Source organism: Stenotrophomonas sp. SKA14 (genome assembly GCF_000158575.1).
Lineage (GTDB): Bacteria > Pseudomonadota > Gammaproteobacteria > Xanthomonadales > Xanthomonadaceae > Stenotrophomonas > Stenotrophomonas forensis.
The window spans coordinates 4,325,199-4,344,430 of record NZ_DS999412.1 but is presented as its reverse complement, the minus strand read 5'-3'; the positions used below and the strand labels follow the sequence as shown (position 1 = coordinate 4,344,430).

19 protein-coding genes and 1 tRNA gene are annotated in these 19,232 nt (G+C 67.0%); 14 read left to right on the top strand and 6 right to left on the bottom strand.

Translation table 11 applies throughout. The features are described 5' to 3' along the window. Positions 1-394 precede the first annotated feature (394 nt). Positions 395-487 (bottom strand) — tRNA-Ser (locus tag SSKA14_RS19780). 144 nt (positions 488-631) lie between these two features. Between SSKA14_RS19780 and dnaX the strand changes: the two genes are divergently transcribed. From dnaX to SSKA14_RS19760, 4 genes are all read left to right on the top strand, one after another. Beyond that, positions 632-2,683 (top strand): DNA polymerase III subunit gamma/tau, encoded by a 2,052-nt coding sequence (gene dnaX / locus SSKA14_RS19775; RefSeq protein WP_008265065.1) that lies wholly within the window; start codon positions 632-634, stop codon positions 2,681-2,683. Positions 2,684-2,689: 6 nt separating this feature from the next. After that, positions 2,690-3,010, top strand: coding sequence for a YbaB/EbfC family nucleoid-associated protein (locus SSKA14_RS19770; protein WP_004154630.1), 321 nt, complete (start codon positions 2,690-2,692; stop codon positions 3,008-3,010). Between the two features lie 141 nt (positions 3,011-3,151). After that, positions 3,152-3,751 (top strand): recombination mediator RecR, encoded by a 600-nt coding sequence (gene recR, locus SSKA14_RS19765; protein WP_008267969.1) that lies wholly within the window; start codon positions 3,152-3,154, stop codon positions 3,749-3,751. 67 nt (positions 3,752-3,818) lie between these two features. After that, on the top strand, positions 3,819-4,178 hold the full coding sequence (locus SSKA14_RS19760) for a histidine triad nucleotide-binding protein (RefSeq protein WP_008267630.1): 360 nt from the start codon (positions 3,819-3,821) through the stop codon (positions 4,176-4,178). Positions 4,179-4,256: 78 nt separating this feature from the next. Here SSKA14_RS19760 and SSKA14_RS19755 read toward each other — a convergent pair whose 3' ends face one another. Genes SSKA14_RS19755 through SSKA14_RS19740 form a run of 4 tightly spaced genes read right to left on the bottom strand, consistent with a single transcriptional unit; the run spans position 4,257 to position 8,623 of the window. Further along, positions 4,257-4,784, bottom strand: a complete 528-nt coding sequence (locus SSKA14_RS19755) for a Slp family lipoprotein (RefSeq protein WP_008265847.1) — start codon at positions 4,782-4,784, stop codon at positions 4,257-4,259. Next, complete coding sequence (locus SSKA14_RS19750) at positions 4,781-6,730, bottom strand: DUF3488 and transglutaminase-like domain-containing protein (protein ID WP_040008677.1); 1,950 nt, start codon at positions 6,728-6,730, stop codon at positions 4,781-4,783. Before SSKA14_RS19750 ends, SSKA14_RS19755 begins: the two co-directional genes overlap by 4 nt. After that, positions 6,723-7,667 (bottom strand): DUF58 domain-containing protein, encoded by a 945-nt coding sequence (locus SSKA14_RS19745; RefSeq protein WP_004154635.1) that lies wholly within the window; start codon positions 7,665-7,667, stop codon positions 6,723-6,725. The genes SSKA14_RS19750 and SSKA14_RS19745 overlap by 8 nt, the downstream gene beginning before the upstream one ends. 2 nt (positions 7,668-7,669) lie before the next feature. Continuing rightward, positions 7,670-8,623, bottom strand: coding sequence for an AAA family ATPase (locus tag SSKA14_RS19740; RefSeq protein ID WP_040008672.1), 954 nt, complete (start codon positions 8,621-8,623; stop codon positions 7,670-7,672). Between the two features lie 42 nt (positions 8,624-8,665). Between SSKA14_RS19740 and SSKA14_RS19735 the strand changes: the two genes are divergently transcribed. Further along, complete coding sequence (locus SSKA14_RS19735) at positions 8,666-10,501, top strand: glycosyltransferase family 39 protein (protein WP_008267558.1); 1,836 nt, start codon at positions 8,666-8,668, stop codon at positions 10,499-10,501. An 86-nt stretch (positions 10,502-10,587) separates the two neighbouring features. On the opposite strand, the gene SSKA14_RS19730 is transcribed toward SSKA14_RS19735, so the two are convergent. Further along, entirely contained in the window at positions 10,588-11,157 is a 570-nt protein-coding gene (locus tag SSKA14_RS19730) for a Maf family nucleotide pyrophosphatase (RefSeq protein WP_008265047.1), read from the bottom strand. Positions 11,158-11,270: 113 nt separating this feature from the next. Between SSKA14_RS19730 and SSKA14_RS19725 the strand changes: the two genes are divergently transcribed. The 9 genes from SSKA14_RS19725 to SSKA14_RS19685 all read left to right on the top strand — a co-directional run bounded on the left by SSKA14_RS19725 (position 11,271) and on the right by SSKA14_RS19685 (position 19,181). Continuing rightward, positions 11,271-11,780: a YceD family protein gene (locus SSKA14_RS19725; RefSeq protein WP_008266016.1), complete on the top strand. Its 510-nt coding sequence runs from the start codon at positions 11,271-11,273 to the stop codon at positions 11,778-11,780. A gap of 107 nt (positions 11,781-11,887) precedes the next feature. After that, entirely contained in the window at positions 11,888-12,082 is a 195-nt protein-coding gene (rpmF, locus tag SSKA14_RS19720) for a 50S ribosomal protein L32 (RefSeq protein ID WP_004154640.1), read from the top strand. Positions 12,083-12,173: 91 nt separating this feature from the next. After that, positions 12,174-13,151 (top strand): beta-ketoacyl-ACP synthase III, encoded by a 978-nt coding sequence (locus tag SSKA14_RS19715; protein WP_040008667.1) that lies wholly within the window; start codon positions 12,174-12,176, stop codon positions 13,149-13,151. Between the two features lie 78 nt (positions 13,152-13,229). Beyond that, positions 13,230-14,012 (top strand): hypothetical protein, encoded by a 783-nt coding sequence (locus SSKA14_RS19710; protein WP_008265199.1) that lies wholly within the window; start codon positions 13,230-13,232, stop codon positions 14,010-14,012. A 135-nt stretch (positions 14,013-14,147) separates the two neighbouring features. Continuing rightward, positions 14,148-15,092, top strand: coding sequence for an ACP S-malonyltransferase (gene fabD, locus SSKA14_RS19705; protein ID WP_008268782.1), 945 nt, complete (start codon positions 14,148-14,150; stop codon positions 15,090-15,092). A gap of 81 nt (positions 15,093-15,173) precedes the next feature. Beyond that, positions 15,174-15,917, top strand: coding sequence for a 3-oxoacyl-ACP reductase FabG (gene fabG / locus SSKA14_RS19700; RefSeq protein ID WP_005408312.1), 744 nt, complete (start codon positions 15,174-15,176; stop codon positions 15,915-15,917). A 152-nt stretch (positions 15,918-16,069) separates the two neighbouring features. Then, positions 16,070-16,309: an acyl carrier protein gene (gene acpP / locus SSKA14_RS19695; RefSeq protein WP_005408313.1), complete on the top strand. Its 240-nt coding sequence runs from the start codon at positions 16,070-16,072 to the stop codon at positions 16,307-16,309. Positions 16,310-16,452: 143 nt separating this feature from the next. Then, the gene (fabF, locus tag SSKA14_RS19690; RefSeq protein ID WP_008266624.1) at positions 16,453-17,715 is read left to right on the top strand and encodes a beta-ketoacyl-ACP synthase II; all 1,263 of its coding nucleotides are present in this window, start codon (positions 16,453-16,455) and stop codon (positions 17,713-17,715) included. Between the two features lie 101 nt (positions 17,716-17,816). After that, positions 17,817-19,181, top strand: coding sequence for an aminodeoxychorismate synthase component I (locus tag SSKA14_RS19685; protein WP_008264938.1), 1,365 nt, complete (start codon positions 17,817-17,819; stop codon positions 19,179-19,181). Positions 19,182-19,232: the final 51 nt, after the last annotated feature.

The following is a 19,232-nucleotide window of genomic DNA, read 5'->3' as shown; positions in this document are numbered from 1 at the left end:
GCATGGCGTGGATCTACTGACGCATCTGGAGGAACAAGCCCCTCTGTTGAGGGGCTGCCCCGACAGGGGCGGGGAGAGGCAGGCAAAGGGAGGGGCCCAAAGGTTGCGCAGCAACGTTTGGGGCGAAGCGCGCGCAGCGCACTTCGCATCCCGCGCCAGATAACTGAAAAGGGCTGCCCTTTCGGGCAGCCCTTTTCAGTTATCTGGCGGAGAGAGGGGGATTGTCGGGTGCATCCATGCACCCGATCCCGGCGCGCGCTGCGCACCGGGACCCGCCTGCGGCGGTCCGGTTCTGCTCCTGTAGAACCGTCGAACCCCGGCGGGGCTTCTCTCGCCCGATGCTCTCCGCCAGACAAATAAAAAAGCCGCCCACTGGGCGGCTTCTTCATTTATCTGGCGGAGAGAGGGGGATTCGAACCCCCGAAGCGCGGTTTAGACGCTTACACACTTTCCAGGCGTGCTCCTTCAACCACTCGGACACCTCTCCGGATCCCTGCCATCGGCAAACGCCTCAGCAGGGGCGCAGATTCTAGCGGGCCACGCGGCACTTCACAAGCACCCCGGCCAGGAACCGGCGAAGGGCGTGCCGGGGGCGAGGGGGCTGGACAGGCATGGCACAATGGAACATCCGATGGAAGACGGTGGCCTGATGTCCTATCTCGTCCTTGCCCGCAAGTGGCGTCCGAAGCGTTTTGCCGAGCTGGTGGGCCAGGAACACGTGGTCCGTGCGCTCAGCAATGCGCTGGACAGTGGCCGGGTCCACCATGCGTTCCTGTTCACCGGTACCCGTGGCGTGGGCAAGACCACCATCGCGCGCATCTTCGCCAAGTCGTTGAACTGCGAGCAGGGCACCAGTGCCGATCCGTGTGGCCAGTGCGCGGCCTGCCTGGACATCGACGCGGGCCGTTACATCGACCTGCTGGAGATCGACGCCGCGTCCAACACCGGCGTGGATGACGTGCGCGAGGTGATCGAGAACGCGCAGTACATGCCGTCGCGCGGCAAGTACAAGGTCTACCTGGTCGACGAAGTGCACATGCTGTCCAAGGCGGCGTTCAACGCGCTGCTGAAGACGCTGGAAGAGCCGCCGGAACACGTCAAGTTCCTGCTGGCCACCACCGACCCGCAGAAGCTGCCGGTGACCGTGCTCAGCCGCTGCCTGCAGTTCAATCTCAAGCGCCTGGACGAGGATCAGATCCAGGGCCAGATGACCCGCATCCTGGCGGCGGAAGACATCGAGGCCGACGACAGCGCGATCGTGCAGTTGGCCAAGGCCGCTGACGGCAGCCTGCGCGACGGCCTGTCGCTGCTGGACCAGGCGATCGCCTATGCCGGCGGTGCGCTGCGCGAGGATGTGGTGCGCACCATGCTGGGCACGGTCGACCGCACCCAGGTGGCGGCGATGCTGGATGCGCTGGCCGAGGGCGATGGCCCGCGCCTGTTGCAGGTGGTGGCGGCGCTGGCCGAGTTCTCGCCGGACTGGAGTGGCGTGCTGGAAGCGCTGGCCGAAGGCCTGCACCGTATCCAGGTGCAGCAGCTGGTGCCGGGTGCGGCCGTTGCCGAAGGCCTGGATGCCACCGCCTTTGCCGAGCGCCTGCGCCCGGAAGTGGTGCAGCTCTGGTACCAGATGGCCTTGAACGGTCGTCGTGACCTGCCGCTGGCGCCGAGCCCGCGTGCAGGCTTTGAAATGGCGGTGCTGCGCATGCTGGCGTTCCGTCCGGCCGCCGCGGTACCGCCGGTGCCGAAGTCGGTGGAAGGTGCAGCAGGAGGCAACGTTGCCGGTGGTGGCAGCGGCGCCGGGACCCACGATGCGACGCCGGCCGCTGCCGCCGCTTCGGCAGGCCCGGCCGCGACGGCACAGGTGGCTGCCCCAATGCAGGCCGCACCGCGCGAACCCGATCCCGAACCTGAGCCGGCCCCGCAACCGGAGCCGGACCCGACGCCGGAACCCGAGCCGGTGCCGGTGGAAGAGCCTGTGCAGCCGCCGCCTATGAAGGCCGGGGTGGAAGCGCAGGTGCCGTCGGCTGAGCCAGCGGCGAGCGACGACCTGCCGCCGTGGGCTACCGATGAGGCCGAGGCGCGCGACGAGGCGCTGGCGGTCGAGATGGCCAGCCCGGACGCGGCCATGGTGGCGCCCTGGCAAGAACCGCCGAGCCCGGTGGCAGTGCCTGCTGATGCGGAACCTGTTGAGCGGGAGCGCCCGTTCCGCACCGAAGGCATCGCAATCGCCCCGGCTGATCCGGCTGCAGGGCATGATGCAGCGCCGCTGGAAGGTGTCAGCGAACTGGCCAGCGCCGAGGACTGGCTGGATCTGGTCGCCAACAGCGGCCTCAGCGGCCCCTCGCGGCAGCTGGCGGCCAACGCGGCGTTCATCAGTTGCCAGTACGGGACCTTGAAACTGGGCCTTTCGCCCGGATTTGAATACCTGCGCTCCGAGCGCGCGCTGGCTGCCCTGGGCGAGATGCTGCAGAAAGCCCTTGGCCAGGCGCCGAAGATCGTAGTCGAGACCGTGGAAACCGAACACGTTCCGGCCGAGACCCTGCACCAGCGGGCCGACCGCCAACGTGGCGAGCGGCAGCAGGTGGCAGAGGCCGTTTTCATGGACGACCCGGAAGTGCAGGTGCTGATCCAACAGCACGGCGCGCGGGTTGTTTCCGATTCCATCCGTACTTTTGACGAGTAAGACACCATGCGCGGAAACATCGCCCAACTGATGCAGCAGGCCCAGAAGATGCAGGAGAACCTGCAGAAGGCCCAGGAAGAAATCGCCAAGATCGAAGTGACCGGCAGCGCCGGTGGCGGCATGGTCAGCGTGACTCTGACCGGCGCCAAGGAGTGCCGCAAGGTGCGCATCGACCCGTCGCTGGCCAGCGACCCGGAAATGCTGGAAGACCTGATCGCGGCCGCCTTCAACGACGCCTCGAACAAGATCGATGCCGAGTCGAAGTCGAAGATGGGTTCGGCCACCGCAGGCATGCAGCTGCCGCCGGGCATGAAGCTGCCGTTCTGATGCTTGATATGGCACCCGGTTGCCGGGTGCCATCGACCGCGTAGCGTCGAGCTTGCTCGACGCTACCGGGCGCTTCAGTCGAGCAAGCTCGACTCTACACATAGCCGTCGAGCATGGCTCGACTCTACAAAGCCTGTCGCCGTGTCCGCACCCCTGCTTGAACAATTGATCGACGCACTGCGGGTGCTGCCTGGCGTGGGCCAGAAGACCGCGCAGCGCATGGCCTACCACCTGCTCGAACGTGAGCGCGAAGGTGGCCAGCGCCTGGCCGAGACCCTGGCGCTGGCGGTGGAGCGTATCGGCCACTGCGCGCAGTGCCGCGACTTCAGCGAAACCGAGCTGTGCCCGACCTGTGCCAACAGCAGCCGCGAACGCAGCCAGCTGTGCGTGGTCGAATCGCCGGCCGACCGCCTGGCCATCGAGAACGCGACGGGGTTCCGTGGCGTCTACTTCGTGTTGCAGGGCCGGTTGTCGCCGCTCGATGGCATCGGCCCGCGCGAACTGGGGCTGGAGCAGCTGGAGAACCGCCTGGCCGAAGGCGAGGTGCAGGAATTGATCATCGCCACCAGCGCGACCGTCGAGGGAGAGGCCACCGCGCACTACCTGGCCCAGCTGGCGCGCGCGCGCAAGGTGCAGCCCAGCCGCCTGGCGCAAGGGCTGCCGCTCGGCGGCGAACTTGAGTATGTCGACCGCGGCACGCTGTCGCACGCGTTCGGAACGCGCAGCGAGTTCCGCGATTGAGCACGCGCGGGGCATGGCCCGGCGCGGCCGGCCTACAATGCGGATGACATCCCCGCCGAGGCCGACCATGAGCACCGAAACCCTCTTCAGCAAGATCATCCGTCGCGAGATCCCGGCCACCATCGTCTACGAGGATGACGAGGTGCTGGGCTTCAAGGACATCGCACCGCAGGCGCCAGTGCATGTGCTGTTCATTCCGAAGAACGAGATCATCCCGACCCTGGACGACCTGCAGCCGTCGCAGGCGCACCTGATCGGCAAGCTGGCACTGGCCGCGGCCGAGTACGCGCGCCGCGAGGGTCTTGCGCAGGACGGCTACCGCATCGTGATGAACTGCCGCGAGAATGCCGGGCAGACCGTGTTCCACATCCACATGCATCTGCTGGCCGGTGGACCGCTGGGCCATTTCGGTGCGCCGGGGCGTTGAATCCCCTGTCCACGCTCTGCGTGGATGAAAAAAGGCCGCCCGAGGGCGGCCTTTTCCGTCATGCATGCCGGCTGGCGATCACCACCAGCCCCAACGGCCGTAGCCGCCCCAGTACGGGCCATATGGACCCGGGCCCCACGGGCCGTAGGGGTAGGGCACCACGTCGACCTGGCGCTGTTCCGGCCACAGGTAGATCACGTCGGCCGACAGCTTCGGCAGGCGATAGTCGTAGTCGCCGATGCGGGTGTTCTGGTAGCCGTCGATCTTGCCGATGAAGGTCACGTCGCGGCCGGCTTCAAACACGGCCGGGTCGTAGAAGCCGGCGCGGCAGGCGATGAAGCGGCCGTCGCTGGCGTCGGACGAGGTGGTGTTCGGGCGGCCACTGGCGTTGAGCGGACGCGAGATCATCTGGAAGCAGGTCTCGCCCTGGCCAGGCTTGGTTTCGATGATGCGACCGCCCCAACGGACCGGCGTGCCGACCTGCTGGGTGGCGACCGAGTCGCGGGGGGAGACCAGGCTGAACTGTCCCTGCAGCGGCTTGGGAGCCGTGGCGCAGGCCGACAGGGCCAGCGTGGCCACAGCGGTGAGGAGGAACTTGGTGTTCATGGGGAGGCTCCGGAAGTCGGGCGATGCCTGCGCAGGTCCCGCAATAATGAAGCGAGGTCGGTGCAAGTTCCAGCGTAACGCGCGTCGGCGAAACGCTGGCTGAGTGCGAGGAGGGCAGGGTCGGGCCGTTGGGCGTGTACCCGGTGCGCCCAGTCCCGTGCGGTTTCATGCGGCTCCCGGGCCAGACCGAGGCGCGCATAGCGTCGCCCCAGCCGGTGCCAGGCGCGCAGCAGCGGATCACGTTCGCGTTCGCCGCGGGCCAGCAGCCAACCCATCCAGGCCAAGGCCAGCAACGCGGCGATCACGAAGCCGGCGGCCAGCTGACCAGGGCCCAGCTCGTCCAGCCCGAATGGCTTGAGCAGCTGCTGCTGGCGGCGTGCGTCGAAGGACAACACCAGATCGTTCCAGCCGCGGCGCAGCCAGTCGCCCATCTGCCCCAGCTCCAGCAAGCGCTGCTGCATCGGGTTGTCGGTGCCAGCCTGCAGGCGGTCGTCGAGGGTATCGAGGATGCGTTCGGGCGCCACCGCAGCGGTGGGGTCGACCCGCACCCAGCCGCGCTGCGGCAGCCACACTTCGGCCCACGCATGGGCGTCCATCCGTCGCACGACCCAGTAGTCGCCAAGCCGATTGCGGGTGCCGCCGGCAAATCCGGTGACCACCCGTGCCGGAATGCCGGCATTGCGCATCAGCACCACGAACGCGGAACTGAAGTGTTCGCAGAAGCCGGCCTTGTAGCCGAACAGGAACTCGTCGACCGGATCGCGTCCCGCCTGGGGCGTTTCCAGTGTGTAAGAGAAATCAGTGGTGATCCATTGCAGTGCGCGGCGGACGATGGCCGCGTCATCGCCGCCCGCGTCATGCCGCCATTGTTGTGCCAGGGTGGCGGTGCGTGGATTGAAGCCGCCGGGCAACTGCAGCGCCGCCCGCCGAAGCGACGGCGGCAGGGCGCTGTCGAAGCGCTGTGGTGGCGCCGATTGCAGCCGCCAGCGGCTGAGCGAGGCCAGCGCTCGGTCGCTGCTCAGGCTCATGTCTGCATCCAGCGAGCTGCCGGCGGGTGCGTGGCCCGGTAGATCCAGCGCGACCAGCTGGCGACGGTCGGTCGGCTCGTAATCGATCTGGTAGTCCCAGCGTTGCGTGCCGGCCTCCACCACCGCGGCCGGCCGCCGTGCGCTGGCAGGGTCGCGCATCCAGCGTCGTCCATCGAACGCGGTCAGCACCGGCCCACGCCAATAGCGTTGCGCCGGTTCGGGTACGGCACCGAAGAACTGTACCCGCAATGCGGGGGTGTCGTCGGCCATCAGGTCCAGCCACTGGCCCGGTTCCATGCTGTCGGACAGCCCCGGAGTGCCGACGGCGCGCTCGGGAACCCCCCACAGTGGTGTCGCCAGGCGCGGGAACAGCCAGAAGCAGGCCAGTGCCAACGGCAGCCCGATCGCCAGCAGGCGACCCACGCCGCGCAGCTGCCCGTACAACGGCACTCGGCCTGCATGGCCTTCATCCTGGGCCAGGCGTTGCAGGGCGAGCAGCGCGCTGATGCCTGCCAGCGCCGCCAGCACGGTTGTCAGCGGGCCCTGGTCGAGCAGGAACGCCGCAAACGGCGAGAACAGCGCGAAGCCCAGCAGGCTGCGGGCATCGCGAAGGCTGCGCAGCTCGCTGGATTTGATCGCCAGCATCGCGGCCAGCAGGGCACAACCGGTATCACGCCCGGGGCGCACCATGCCCATCTGCCAGGCGATGGCGGCGAGCATGCCGAGCACCAGCAGCAGGCGCACCGGCATCGGCAGCACCTTCCGCCATGACAGGATTGCAGTGACCACCGCTGTGGCTGCGATCACCCCGGCCAACAGCGGCGGCAGCTGCAGCAGCAACGGCAACAGCGCCAGCGCCGCGCTGGCCAGGGTCCAGCTGCGGGCACTGCGATCGATCATGGAAGGGAGCTCAGCCATGCGGCAGCAACGCCAGCGTGCGCAGGCACAGGTGGTGGTGGCCGGCCCCCTGGCCAGGGCCGATCGCAGGATGTGCCGGCAGCAGCAGGGTGTAGCGCCGGCCTTCGCGCTCGGCCACATCCACCCAGCGTGCCAGCCGCGCGATGCGGGCTTCGTGCCCCAGCGGCGCCAGCGTGCGCCAGTCGAGGATCACTTCGATGCCGATCGGCTTTTCATACTCGCGTACCAGCAGGCTGTCGCGGCGCGCGGAGTGCTTCCATGAAATGCTGCGCGGCGCATCGCCTGCACGATAGGGGCGCAGCTGGTGCAGTTCTTCGCCACTGGCATGGGCACGCGTGTGCAGTGGATCGTTGCCACTCTCCGGCAACGCCGGGGCAAGCGCCTCGGCCAACGGATAGACCAGCAGCGGCTGTTCCGGCCACACCCACGACCAGGCCCGTACCAACCCCAGTGGCTGGGTGGTGGACAGGCGGATGCGTGGCAGTTCCAGCCATCCGCGGCGTTCGCTGGGAACCTCCAGCTCGACCTCGCCACGACCCTGTGCCGGCAGCGAGGTCCAGGCTTCGCTGTCACCCAGTTGCAGGTGCAGCCCATGCCGCGCACGTGGATCACGCAGCGACAGGTCCACGCGCAGGCGCAGTGGTTGTCCCGCTGCAACCGGTTCGGCCGATATCGCATCGACCTGCACACCGGAGAGCTGCAGGTGCGCGGCGATGGCACTGGCGATCGCCGCGGCGGCCAGCAGCAGGGCCAGCAGCAGTGCCGGGTTGTTGTTGTAGTTCAACGCACCCAGCAGCATCGCGGCCAGCAGGGTGGCAACGAACACCCCGAAGCGGGTAGGCAGCACATAGATGCGATGGCGGTCGAGCCGCTGTGGCAGCGATTCGGGCCGGCGCGGACGTGCCAGCAGCCGTAGTCGAGCCCAGCGTGTGGTCACCTTCAGTCCACCGCGACGGTCTGCAGGATCGCCCGCGCCAGTGCCGGTCCCGAACTGGACTCGGCCTCGGCTACCAGCCGATGCCCGGCCACCGCCACGAACAGCGTCTGCACATCCTCGGGCACCACATGGCTGCGCCCCAGCAGCAGTGCATGCGCCCTGGCCGCGCGCAGCAGCGCCAGGCCGGCACGCGGTGACAGACCCACCCGTACGCCCGCGTGCTGGCGGCTGCGGGTCAGCAAGGCCTGCACATAGTCGACCAGCGCGTCACTGGCATGAATCGCACCGACCGCCTCACGCAGCGCGCGAACCTGTGTGTCATCCAGCTTCGGCACGGCGCGTGCGATCAGGTCACGACGATCGGTTCCGCGCAGCAGCTCGCGCTCCGCCTGGGCGTTGGGGTAGCCCATCGCCAGGCGCAGCAGGAATCGATCCAGCTGCGAATCCGGCAGCGGGAACGTGCCGGACAGGTCCACCGGGTTCTGCGTGGCGATCACGAAGAACGGATCGGGCAGCGGATGGGTCTGTCCATCCAGGGTGACCTGCTGTTCGGCCATGGCCTCCAGCAGCGCGCTCTGTGTGCGCGGTGGCGCGCGGTTGATCTCGTCGGCCAGCAGCACGTGGGTGAACACCGGTCCGGCGTGGAACTGGAACTGGCGGCTGCCGGCCTCGTACACCGACACGCCCAGCACATCGGCCGGCAGCAGGTCGGAGGTGAACTGCACGCGCTGGAAGGTGAGGCCAAGGCTGCTGGCCAGCGCATGTGCCAATGTGGTCTTGCCCAGTCCGGGCAGATCTTCGATGAGCAGGTGGCCGCCGGAAAGCAGCGCGACAAACGCCAGCCTGACTTCCGGCACCTTGCCAAGCACCAGTGCGTTCACCTGATCCTGTGCTTCCCGCAGGGCCTGACGCAATTGATCGGTTAGCATGCTGGGATTGGGGGACGAAGCTGGCATGATCGTCTCAGTTCTGAATTCCACTTGATTATCCATAGAGCAATGCAAGGCGAACAGCGCGCGCGGGCGATTTTTCTCTGGTTGTGGACGCTGGTCACAGCGGCCAAGCTGGTGGTGGCCGCGCGCCTGCCATTGTTCGTCGACGAGGCGTTCTATTGGCAGGAAGGGCAGCATCTGGCTGCGGCCTATTCCGATCTGCCCGGGCTGACCGCATGGCTGGCGCGGCTGGGGGTGGAGATCGGCGGCCATCATGTGCTGGCGTTGCGACTGCCGTTCCTGGCCATTGGTGCACTGCTGCCGTTGCTGGTGGTGCGCACGGCCACGCGGTGGTTCGGCAACGTGGCGGGCTGGCAGGCGGGCAGCCTCACGCTGCTGATGCCACTGTCGGCGACGCTGGGCCTGCTGGCGGTGCCGGATGTGCCGATGGCACTGGCGGCGGTGATCTGCCTGCATGCCGGTGCGCGCCTGCTGCACAACGTGGATGCCTCTTCGGCGATGAAGCTGGCGCTTGGCCTGATGATCGGCGCCCTCAGCCACTATCGCTTCATCGGCGTCATCGGTGTCGGCTTCATTGCCCTGCTGGCGCTGCCACAGGGCCGGCGCATGCTCGCCGATCCGCGCGTATGGGTTGCGTTGGCCGTGGGTGTACTGGCCTGGCTGCCGCTGCTGGCGTGGAATGCCGACAACCATGACGCAGGCCTGAAGTTCCAGGTGGTCGAGCGCCATCCGTGGACATTCGAATGGGACGGGCTGTGGTTCCTGGTGATCCAGCCGATGCTGGTCACCCCGATCCTGTGCATGGCGATGTGGAAGGTGGCGCTGGCCGGTACCCGCAGCGGCGGCGGCACGCGCGTGCAATGGCGTTACTTCGGCCTGGTGGGTGGCGTGTCCACGCTGGGTATTTTCCTGCTGGGCTTCTTCACCGACGTCGAACGCATCAGTTTCCATTGGCCGTTGCCCGGGTACCTGGCGCTGCTGGTGGCGGTGCCGGTGGTGCTCAATGGCTGGCCGCGCTGGTTGCGCCGCACCGGTTGGTGGCTGGCGGGCGCGGGCATGGTGCTGGCCTTTGGCTATTACCTGATGGCCTCCACGCCATCGCTGCGAGAGCAGATGGCGGGCAGCAAGTACTACCCGCGGAATTTCGCAGGCTGGCAGCCGCTGGCCGCCGCCGTGCGCGAAGAGCTGCAGCAGATGCCGCCCGGTACGCGCGTGCTGGCCGGCAACTTCAAGGTGGGGGCCGAGTTGGGCTTCCAGCTGGGTGATGGTGACATCGAAGTGCTGCCGCACCCGCTCAATGACAAGCACGGGCGAACCGCGCAGCTGGTGCAGTGGCAACTGCTGCACGCGGGCACACGTTCGGCGCCGACGCTGCTGGTGCTGTCGCCCAGCGATCAGCGCTACCGTGACCTGCTGGCGCGCTATCACGCCATCTGCGAGCAGGTGGGGCCCTTGCCTGCGCCGCGGGTGGTCAGCAGTGACCATGGATTCCAGCGGTTCCTGCTGTTCCGGCTGCCGCCGCAGCGTGCGCCCGGGGCATGCGTGACCCCGGCGATGGCGTGGCTGGATGCCCCTGCCAATGGCGAGAAAGTGTCCGGCACGCTCGCCATCCGCGGATGGGCCTTCAAGGACGGCGTCGGCCTGGCAGGGGTCGAGGTGCTGGTTGATGGGCGCTCGATCGGCGACGCACGCTATGGCCGTGTCTTCGACGTTCGCCAGACCTGGCCGGACAGCACTGATCCGCAGCATCCGGCGGTAGGCTTCGATGCCACGCTGGACACGACCACGTTGTCACCGGGGCGGCACTGGATGGGCCTGCGCCTGCATGGCCGCGACGGCAGCGTGGAGGAGTGGCAGGAGCAGCCGTTCGAGGTTCGTTGAACCTGCTTTTGTAGAGTCGAGCTTGCTCGACTGCTTCTGTTGCAGAGGGCCGGCGGACAGGAAAAAGCAGTCGAGCAAGCTCGACTCTACGGCACTGCGAAACCTGCTTTGCGCAGCAGCCCGCACAGGGCGATCAGCGGGAGGCCGACCAGCGCGGTCGGGTCGCGGTTGTCGATCGCATCGAACAGGCTGATGCCCAGGCCTTCGCATTTGAAGCTGCCGGCGCAGTCCAGCGGCTGTTCGGCCGCGACGTAACGGGCGATCTCATCCTGTTCCAGCGCGCGGAAGCGCACTTCTGTCAGGTCGATGGCCGTGAACGATTCTCCATCGCGGCTGAGACAGATGGCGGTATGGAAGCGGACCGTGTGCCCGCCCATGGCCGCCAGCTGTGCGCGGGCGACCTCGACCGTGCCCGGCTTGCCCAGTGGCTGCCCGTTCAGGTCGGCCACCTGATCCGAGCCGATCACCCAGGCGCCGGGATGGCGGGCCGCGACCTCGGCGGACTTGGCGGCGGCCAGGCGCGTGGCCAGGGCCAGGGGCGCCTCGCCGTTCAACGGGGTTTCATCCACCTCCGGGCGGGCGCAGTCGAAGGGCAGGCCCAGCCGTTGCAGCAGCTCGCGGCGGTAGCGGGAGGTGGAGGCCAGGACCAGTGACATGCGACAATACCGGGGCAGGGCGAGGCAGTCTGGCCCGTCCGCAGCGCCAGCGGCAAGTCCTGTATGGCGGGCATTTGACAGCAGACGCCCCGATCCTTAGTATTCAGCGGCTTATGTCCGCGAACGTGCCCGAAACGCTGGATGCCTGGCGGATGGTTGTAGCGCGAAGGCGCTTCGACGGTCAGGTGTCCCTGGCTGAATTGACCCGCCTGCAGGGGCTGGTCGCAGATACCGACGGCGAGTGTGCCTACTCGCTTGAATTCGGTCGCGACGAAGTCCTGCGGGTATCCTATGTGGAACTGACCATCGACACCGCGTTGCCGCTGACCTGTCAGCGCAGCATGCAGCGATTCCTGTTGCCGGTGAAGATGACCCAGAGGCTTGGCCTGATCCGCGACGAGGACGAGGAATCGTCCCTGCCGGAGGAATACGAGGCGTTGCTGGTGCCGGAAGACGGCCAGCTGCGTCCGTTGGACCTGGTCGAGGACGAGTTGGTGCTGGCAGTGCCGGTGGTACCGCTGTCGCCCGATGGCGAAGCAGTCGACAAGGACTGGGCGCCGAGCGAAGAAGAAACGAAGCAGGCCAACCCGTTTGCGGCGTTGGCAGCACTGAAGAAACAATAGCAGCCGGATTGTCGTCGGCGGCTGCGGCGAAAGCGAAAGTGTGCTGGGCGCTGGCGTCCTGCGCGACGATACGACGAAGCAAAACGAACCGAGTTTGGAGCAATCCCATGGCTGTCCAGAAATCCCGTGTCACCCCGTCCCGCCGCGGCATGCGTCGTGCCCATGACGCCCTGAGCGCCAAGCAGCTGTCGACCGACCCGACCACCGGCGAAGTGCACCTGCGTCACCACATCACTGCTGACGGTTTCTACCGCGGCAAGAAGGTCATCCAGACCAAGACCTCGGCCGTCGAAGAAGATTGATGTGCCGGGAAGGCCGCTGCCTGTGGGCAGCGGCCTTTGCCTTCTTTCCCGGGCGTGCCGGTGATCGGCGGCCCGCGCAACAGGAAACATGATGAGCAAGCGGATCTACTCGAGGATCGCGGGCACCGGTAGCTATTTGCCGGAAAAAGTCCTGACCAACGCCGACCTGGAAAAAATGGTCGAAACCTCGGATGAGTGGATCCAGTCGCGCACCGGAATTCGTGAACGGCACATCGCGGCCGAAGGCGAAACCACCAGCGACCTCGGCTACCAGGCCGCGTTGCGCGCACTTGAAGCGGCCGGTATCGACGCTTCGCAGCTCGACATGATCGTGGTCGGCACGACCACGCCTGACCTGATTTTCCCCTCCACCGCGTGCCTGATCCAGGCCAAGCTCGGTGTTGCAGGGTGCCCTGCCTTTGACGTGAACGCCGCCTGCTCAGGCTTCGTATTCGCGTTGGGCGTGGCCGACAAATTCATCCGTTCCGGCGACTGCAAGCATGTGCTGGTGATCGGCACCGAAACGCTGACCCGCATGGTCGACTGGAACGATCGCACCACCTGCGTGCTGTTCGGCGATGGTGCCGGTGCCGTCGTGCTGAAGGCCGACGAAGAAACCGGCATCCTCAGCACCCATATGCATGCCGACGGCAGCAAGAAGGAACTGCTGTGGAACCCGGTCGGCGTCTCGACCGGCTTCAAGGACGGCGCCAACGGTGGTGGCACGATCAACATGAAGGGCAACGACGTGTTCAAGTACGCCGTCAAGGCTCTGGACTCGGTCGTGGACGAGACCCTGGCCGCCAACGGCCTGGACAAGTCCGACCTGGATTGGCTGATTCCGCACCAGGCCAACCTGCGCATCATCGAAGCCACGGCCAAGCGCCTGGACATGTCGATGGACCAGGTCGTGGTCACCGTCGACAAGCACGGCAACACCTCGTCCGGCTCGGTGCCGCTGGCGCTGGATGCGGCGGTGCGTTCGGGCAAGGTCGAGCGCGGTCAGCTGTTGCTGCTGGAGGCCTTCGGCGGTGGCTTCACGTGGGGTTCGGCCCTGTTGCGCTATTGATAGCGCAAGTTACGACAATGTGAAGCTTGTCGTTACGGCCCCTCTGGGGCCGTAACGCGTTTAGAGGAGTACCTGTCCATGGTTGAGCCCATCGTCATCGAAGGGCAGCGCGCCTGGCTGAAGCAGTACGGCAAGGGAAGCCGCGCACTGGCCCTGAGCCTGCTCAATTTTGTTGCCCGCCGTTTCCATCTGGATGCCCTGCGCCCACCACCGCACCGCGGCGGTGATGCCGCACGCGAAACCGAAGCCCGTCGCCTGGCAGAACTGCACGCGCAGGGCGTGAACGTGCCTGACGTGCTGGGAACCGGCCATGCGGCGCTGGTGATCGGCGACAACGGAAGTTCGTTCAATACCTGCCTGCGCGAGGCCGATGAGGCCGGTCGCGACCGGCTGGTGATGGCGGCGATGCAGGCCATCGCCGAGGCGCATGCGCGCGGGGCCTATTTCGGCCAGCCGCTGCCACGCAACCTCACCTGGGATGGTCAGAAGGTGGGCTTCATCGACTTCGAGGAAGATCCGCTGGAAGTGATGGATCTGGCCGAGGCGCAGGCCCGCGACTGGCTGATGTTCGGCTATGGCGTGGCCAAGTATTACGCTGAGCGCCCCGAGCAGCTGCAGGTGATGATGGCCGAGGCGATGGGCGAGGCCCAGGCGCCGGTGCGCGAGCACGTGCATGCGGTCAGTGGCCGCCTGCGCAGCCTGGCCCGGGTGTGCATGAAGCTGGGCCGTTCCGCGCGCGCGCTGGCCCATTCGATCTTCATCGCCCATGGTGCCAGTACCGCCGGTGTGCTGATGCTGGTGGGCCTGTGCGTGGATTTCCTCGCCGATGGCGACCTGGACGTGCTGCAGCTGTTGTGCTGAGTGATGCGTCCGCCGGGACATGCCCGGCGGACTGTTGGCCGGTAGCTCCATACGCCTGCATACGCGCACGTACAGACGACACAGCGGATTCGCCCTTATCATGGCCCGCTTCGATTGCAACAAGCGGATGACCGCGTGACCGTATCCACCCTCGCTTTTGTCTTCCCCGGCCAGGGCTCGCAGTCTGTGGGCATGGTGGCCGAGCTGGCCGAACTGCACCCGCAGGTGCGTGAAGCCTTCACCGAGGCATCCGATGGTGCCGGCGTCGATCTGTGGGCGTTGTCCCAGGGTGGCCCGGAGGAAATGCTCAACCGTACCGAATACACCCAGCCGGCCCTGCTGGCCGCGAGCATTGGCGTGTGGCGCGCCTGGAACGCCGTGGGCGGTCCGCGCCCGTCGGTGCTGGCCGGCCACAGCCTGGGCGAATACACCGCGCTGGTCGCTGCCGGCGCACTGAGCCTGCATGACGGTGCGCACCTGGTGCGCCTGCGCGGCCAGCTGATGCAGGAAGCCGCGCCGGCCGGTGTCGGCGCCATGGCCGCCGTGCTGGGCGCCGAAGACCAGCTGGTGCTGGACGTCTGCGCTGAAGCCGCTGGCAGCCAGGTGGTGGTGCCGGCCAACTTCAATTCGCCGGGCCAGATCGTGATCGGCGGCGACGCTGATGCCGTCGACCGCGCGTTGGCGCTGCTGGCCGAGAAGGGCGTGCGCAAGGCGGTCAAGCTGGCGGTCAGCGTGCCCTCGCACACCCCGCTGATGCGCGAAGCCGCCAACCGCCTGGCCGAAGTGATGGCCGGCCTTTCCTGGCAGGCACCGCAGCTGCCGGTGGTGCAGAACGTCGATGCCAAGGTGCATGACGGCGTGGACGCCATCCGTACCGCGCTGGTGCAGCAGCTGTACCAGCCGGTGCAGTGGACCGGTTGCGTGCAGGCGCTGGCCGCCCGTGGCATCACCCAGATCGCCGAGTGCGGCCCGGGCAAGGTGCTCACCGGCCTGGTCAAGCGCATCGACAAGGCCATCGATGGCCGTTCCCTGGCCACGCCGGGCGACTTCGAAGCCGCCCGTGAGGCATGGTCGGCCTGACCCCCTTGTTCCTGCCGATCGTACCGGTGGCCGCTGCACGCGGCGCGGGTACGGCGGCCGCCCCCGTCTGAGGAAAACATCATGAGCAAGCCCCTGCAGGGTGAAATCGCACTGGTCACCGGCGCCAGCCGTGGCATTGGTGCCGCCATTGCCGATCTGCTGGCCGCCCAGGGCGCCACCGTCATCGGCACCGCCACCACCGAATCCGGCGCTGCGGCGATCGGCGAGCGCCTGGCTGCCCACGGTGGCCACGGCCGCGCGCTGAACGTGACCGACGCGGCCGCGCTGGACAGCGTGCTGGATGGCATCGCCAAGGAATTCGGCCCGATCTCGATCCTGGTCAACAACGCCGGCATCACCCGCGACAACCTGTTGATGCGCATGAAGGACGAGGACTGGGCGTCGATCATCGACACCAACCTGACCAGCGTGTTCCGCACCAGCAAGGCGGTCATGCGCGGCATGATGAAGGCGCGCAAGGGCCGCATCATCAACATCGCATCGGTGGTGGGCGTGACCGGCAATGCGGGCCAGGCCAACTACGCGGCCGCCAAGGCCGGCATCATCGGCTTCAGCAAGTCGCTGGCCAAGGAAATCGGTTCGCGCGGTGTCACCGTCAATGTGGTCGCTCCCGGCTTCATCGACACCGACATGACCAAGGCGTTGCCGGAAGAAGCGCGTACCGCGCTGATCAACGACATCGCCCTCGAACGCCTGGGTTCGCCGGAAGACATCGCCCATGCGGTGGCCTTCCTGGCCAGCCCGGCTGCCGGTTACATCACCGGCGAAACCCTCCATGTGAACGGTGGCATGTACATGCCGTAAGCAAGGGGCGCAGGGATTGCGCCGCAAGTGGTTGATCTGCCGGGTTTTTTGCTGCGATGCAAGGCCGCGCCGGTTTCCACTACACTATCCCACGGCCATCGCCTTTGATGGCGACCACTTTTGAACCACAACTCCATCTGGAGCGAGATCCCATGAGCACCATCGAAGAACGCGTCAAGAAAATCGTCGTCGAACAGCTTGGCGTCAAGGAAGAAGAAGTCACCAACAGCGCATCGTTCGTCGATGACCTGGGCGCTGACTCGCTGGACACCGTCGAGCTGGTGATGGCCCTGGAAGAAGAATTCGAGTGCGAGATCCCGGACGAAGAAGCCGAGAAGATCAGCACCGTGCAGGCCGCCATCGACTACGTCAAGGCCCACGTCAAGGCCTGATGTCAGACGGCAGTGCGCGCGCGGGTTGATCCTCGCCGCGCACCGCACCCCATGGGGCCGCTGTTGCGGCCCCGTGTGTTTGGGCATCACATCGAAGCAAACCGAGTTACCCGTAGAAACCATCCGGGTCAGGAGAAACAGCAATGAAGCGTCGCGTCGTCGTAACCGGCCTGGGTATCGTCTCGCCGTTGGGCAATGATCTGGCCAGCAGCTGGGAAGGCATCACCCACGGTCGTTCGGGCATCGGTCCGCTGACCAACGTTGCTGATGCCTACGTGGATCGGTTCACCACCAAGATTGCAGGTGAGGTCAAGGGATTTGACATCACCGCCGACAATGAACTGTTCGGCAAGTTCCGGGTCAGCGGCAAGGATGCCAAGAAGATGGACCCGTTCATCCATTACGGCCTCGGTGCCTCGTTCATGGCCCTGCACGATTCGGGCCTTGAGATCACCGACGCCAATGCCGAGCGCATCGGCGCCATCGTCGGCGCCGGCATCGGCGGCCTGCTCGGCATCGAAGAGCAGACCATCGAGTTCCACGAGGGCAAGAAGATCTCGCCCTTCTACGTGCCCAAGACCATCATCAACATGCTGCCGGGCCAGCTGAGCATCATCACCGGCCTGAAGGGCCCGTCGTTCTCGGCGGTGTCGGCGTGCGCGACCTCGAACCATTCGATCGGTACCGCGATGCGCATGATCCAGTACGGCGATGCCGACGTGATGGTGGTGGGCGGTGCCGAGCGTGGCTCGTCGCCGACCGCGCTGGGCGGCTTCTGCGCGATGAAGGCCATGAGCACCCGCAACGACGCTCCGGAACAGGCCTCGCGCCCGTGGGACAAGGACCGTGACGGCTTCGTGCTGGGCGACGGTGCCGGCATCCTGATCCTGGAAGAGTACGAGCACGCCAAGGCGCGCGGCGCGAAGATCTACTGCGAACTGGCCGGTTTCGGCGCCAGCTCCGACGCGTACCACATGACCGCACCGAGCGAGAACGGCGAAGGCGCCGCGCGCTGCATGGTGATGGCGATGAAGGACGCCGGCGTGACCCCGGAACAGGTGGGCTACCTCAACGCACACGGCACCTCCACGCCGCTGGGCGACCTGGGCGAGACCATGGCGATGAAGACCGCCTTCGGCGACCACGCCTACAAGATGATGGTCAGCTCCACCAAGTCGATGACCGGCCACCTGCTCGGCGCGGCCGGCGGCGTGGAAGCGATCTTCTCGGTGATGGCGCTGCAGGACAACATCATTCCGCCGACCATCAACCTGCAGCAGCCGGGCGAAGGCTGCGACCTGGACTACGTGCCCAACGAAGCACGCCAGGCCAAGGTCGACGTGGTGATGTCCAATGGCTTCGGCTTCGGCGGCACCAACGGCACGCTGATCTTCAAGCGCGTCTGATCGAGTTGTAGAGTCGAGCCATGCTCGACTGAACGTGCGTTACGCACGAGGAGGCCGCCGCAAGGCGGCCTCCGTGCATCTGAATCCCTGAACTGGCCGCCATGACCCACGCACCGCTGATCCACCCGCTGCCGCACCCGATCGACCTGCTCGCCCTGCAGCAGCACGATCCGGCGCGCTTCCCGCTGCTGATGGAATCAACCGCCTCCGGTACCGCCCAGGGCCGCTGGAGCCTGCTGCTTGCCGCACAGGGCGATGTCCTGCGGTTGGATGCCGATGGCCAGGTGCGTGACCAGCACGACGCCGTACGCGCGGGCAGCTTCCTGCAGGTGCTGGACCGCGCCTGGCAGGCCGAACGCCTGCCGCATGACGGCAGCCACAGTCTGCCGTTCCGCGGTGGCTGGGCGTTGATGCTGGACTACGAAGTGGCCAGCCAGATCGAACCGGTCCTGGCGTCGCGCGCGCGCGACGACGGCCGCCCGACCGCGCTGGCGCTGCGCTGCCCGGCGGCGGTGCTGCACGACCACCACAACGGGGCCAGTTTCGTCATCGCTGAAGCGGGCCAGCAGGCGCTGCTGGATGCGCTGGTGGCACTGGCCTCGGCCGCGCTGCCCGAAGCCGGGCTGGGCTGGCAGCCGCCACAGTCGGTGGGCGAGGATGCTCCGCAGCGCTTCACCGACGGCGTGCGCCGGGTGATCGAGTACCTGCGTGCCGGCGACGTGTTCCAGGTGAACCTGTCGCGGCGCTGGAGCGCCCGGTTCGCCGCGCCGGTCAGCCCGCAGGCGCTGTATGCACAGCTGCGCCGCGCCAACCCGGCACCGTTCGCCGGCCTGTTCAGCGCGCACGGCCGGCACGTGGTCAGTTCCTCGCCGGAACGGCTGGTGTCGGTGCACGCCGGCCACGCGCAGACCCGGCCGATCGCCGGTACCCGTCCGCGGTTTGAAGGCGATGACGATGCCGCACGCATCCAGGAGCTGGTCGGCCACCCGAAGGAGCGTGCCGAGCACGTGATGCTGATCGACCTGGAGCGCAACGACCTGGGCCGCATCTGCCTGCCCGGCACCGTGGTGGTCGATGAGCTGATGACCGTGGAGAGCTACGCCCACGTGCACCACATCGTCAGCAACGTCAGTGGCCATCTGCGCCCGGAGGTCACCCCCGGCGAGGTGATTGCCGCGACCTTCCCGGGCGGCACCATCACCGGCTGCCCGAAGGTGCGCTGCATGCAGATCATCAGCGAGCTGGAGCAGGTGCCGCGTGGCGCCTACACCGGTGCGTTCGGCTGGCTGAACCGCGATGGCGACCTGGACCTGAACATCCTGATCCGCACCGCCGAAGTGGAGGGCCACGAGGTCAGCTTCCGCACCGGCGCCGGCATCGTGGTCGATTCGGACCCGGACAAGGAGCTGGACGAGACCCGGGCCAAGGCGCGTGGCCTGCTGCGCGCGCTGGGCCAGCAGGGCTAGGCGTACTCCGGTAGTGCCGGCCGCTGGCCGGCAACCTCATGCACCCATGAT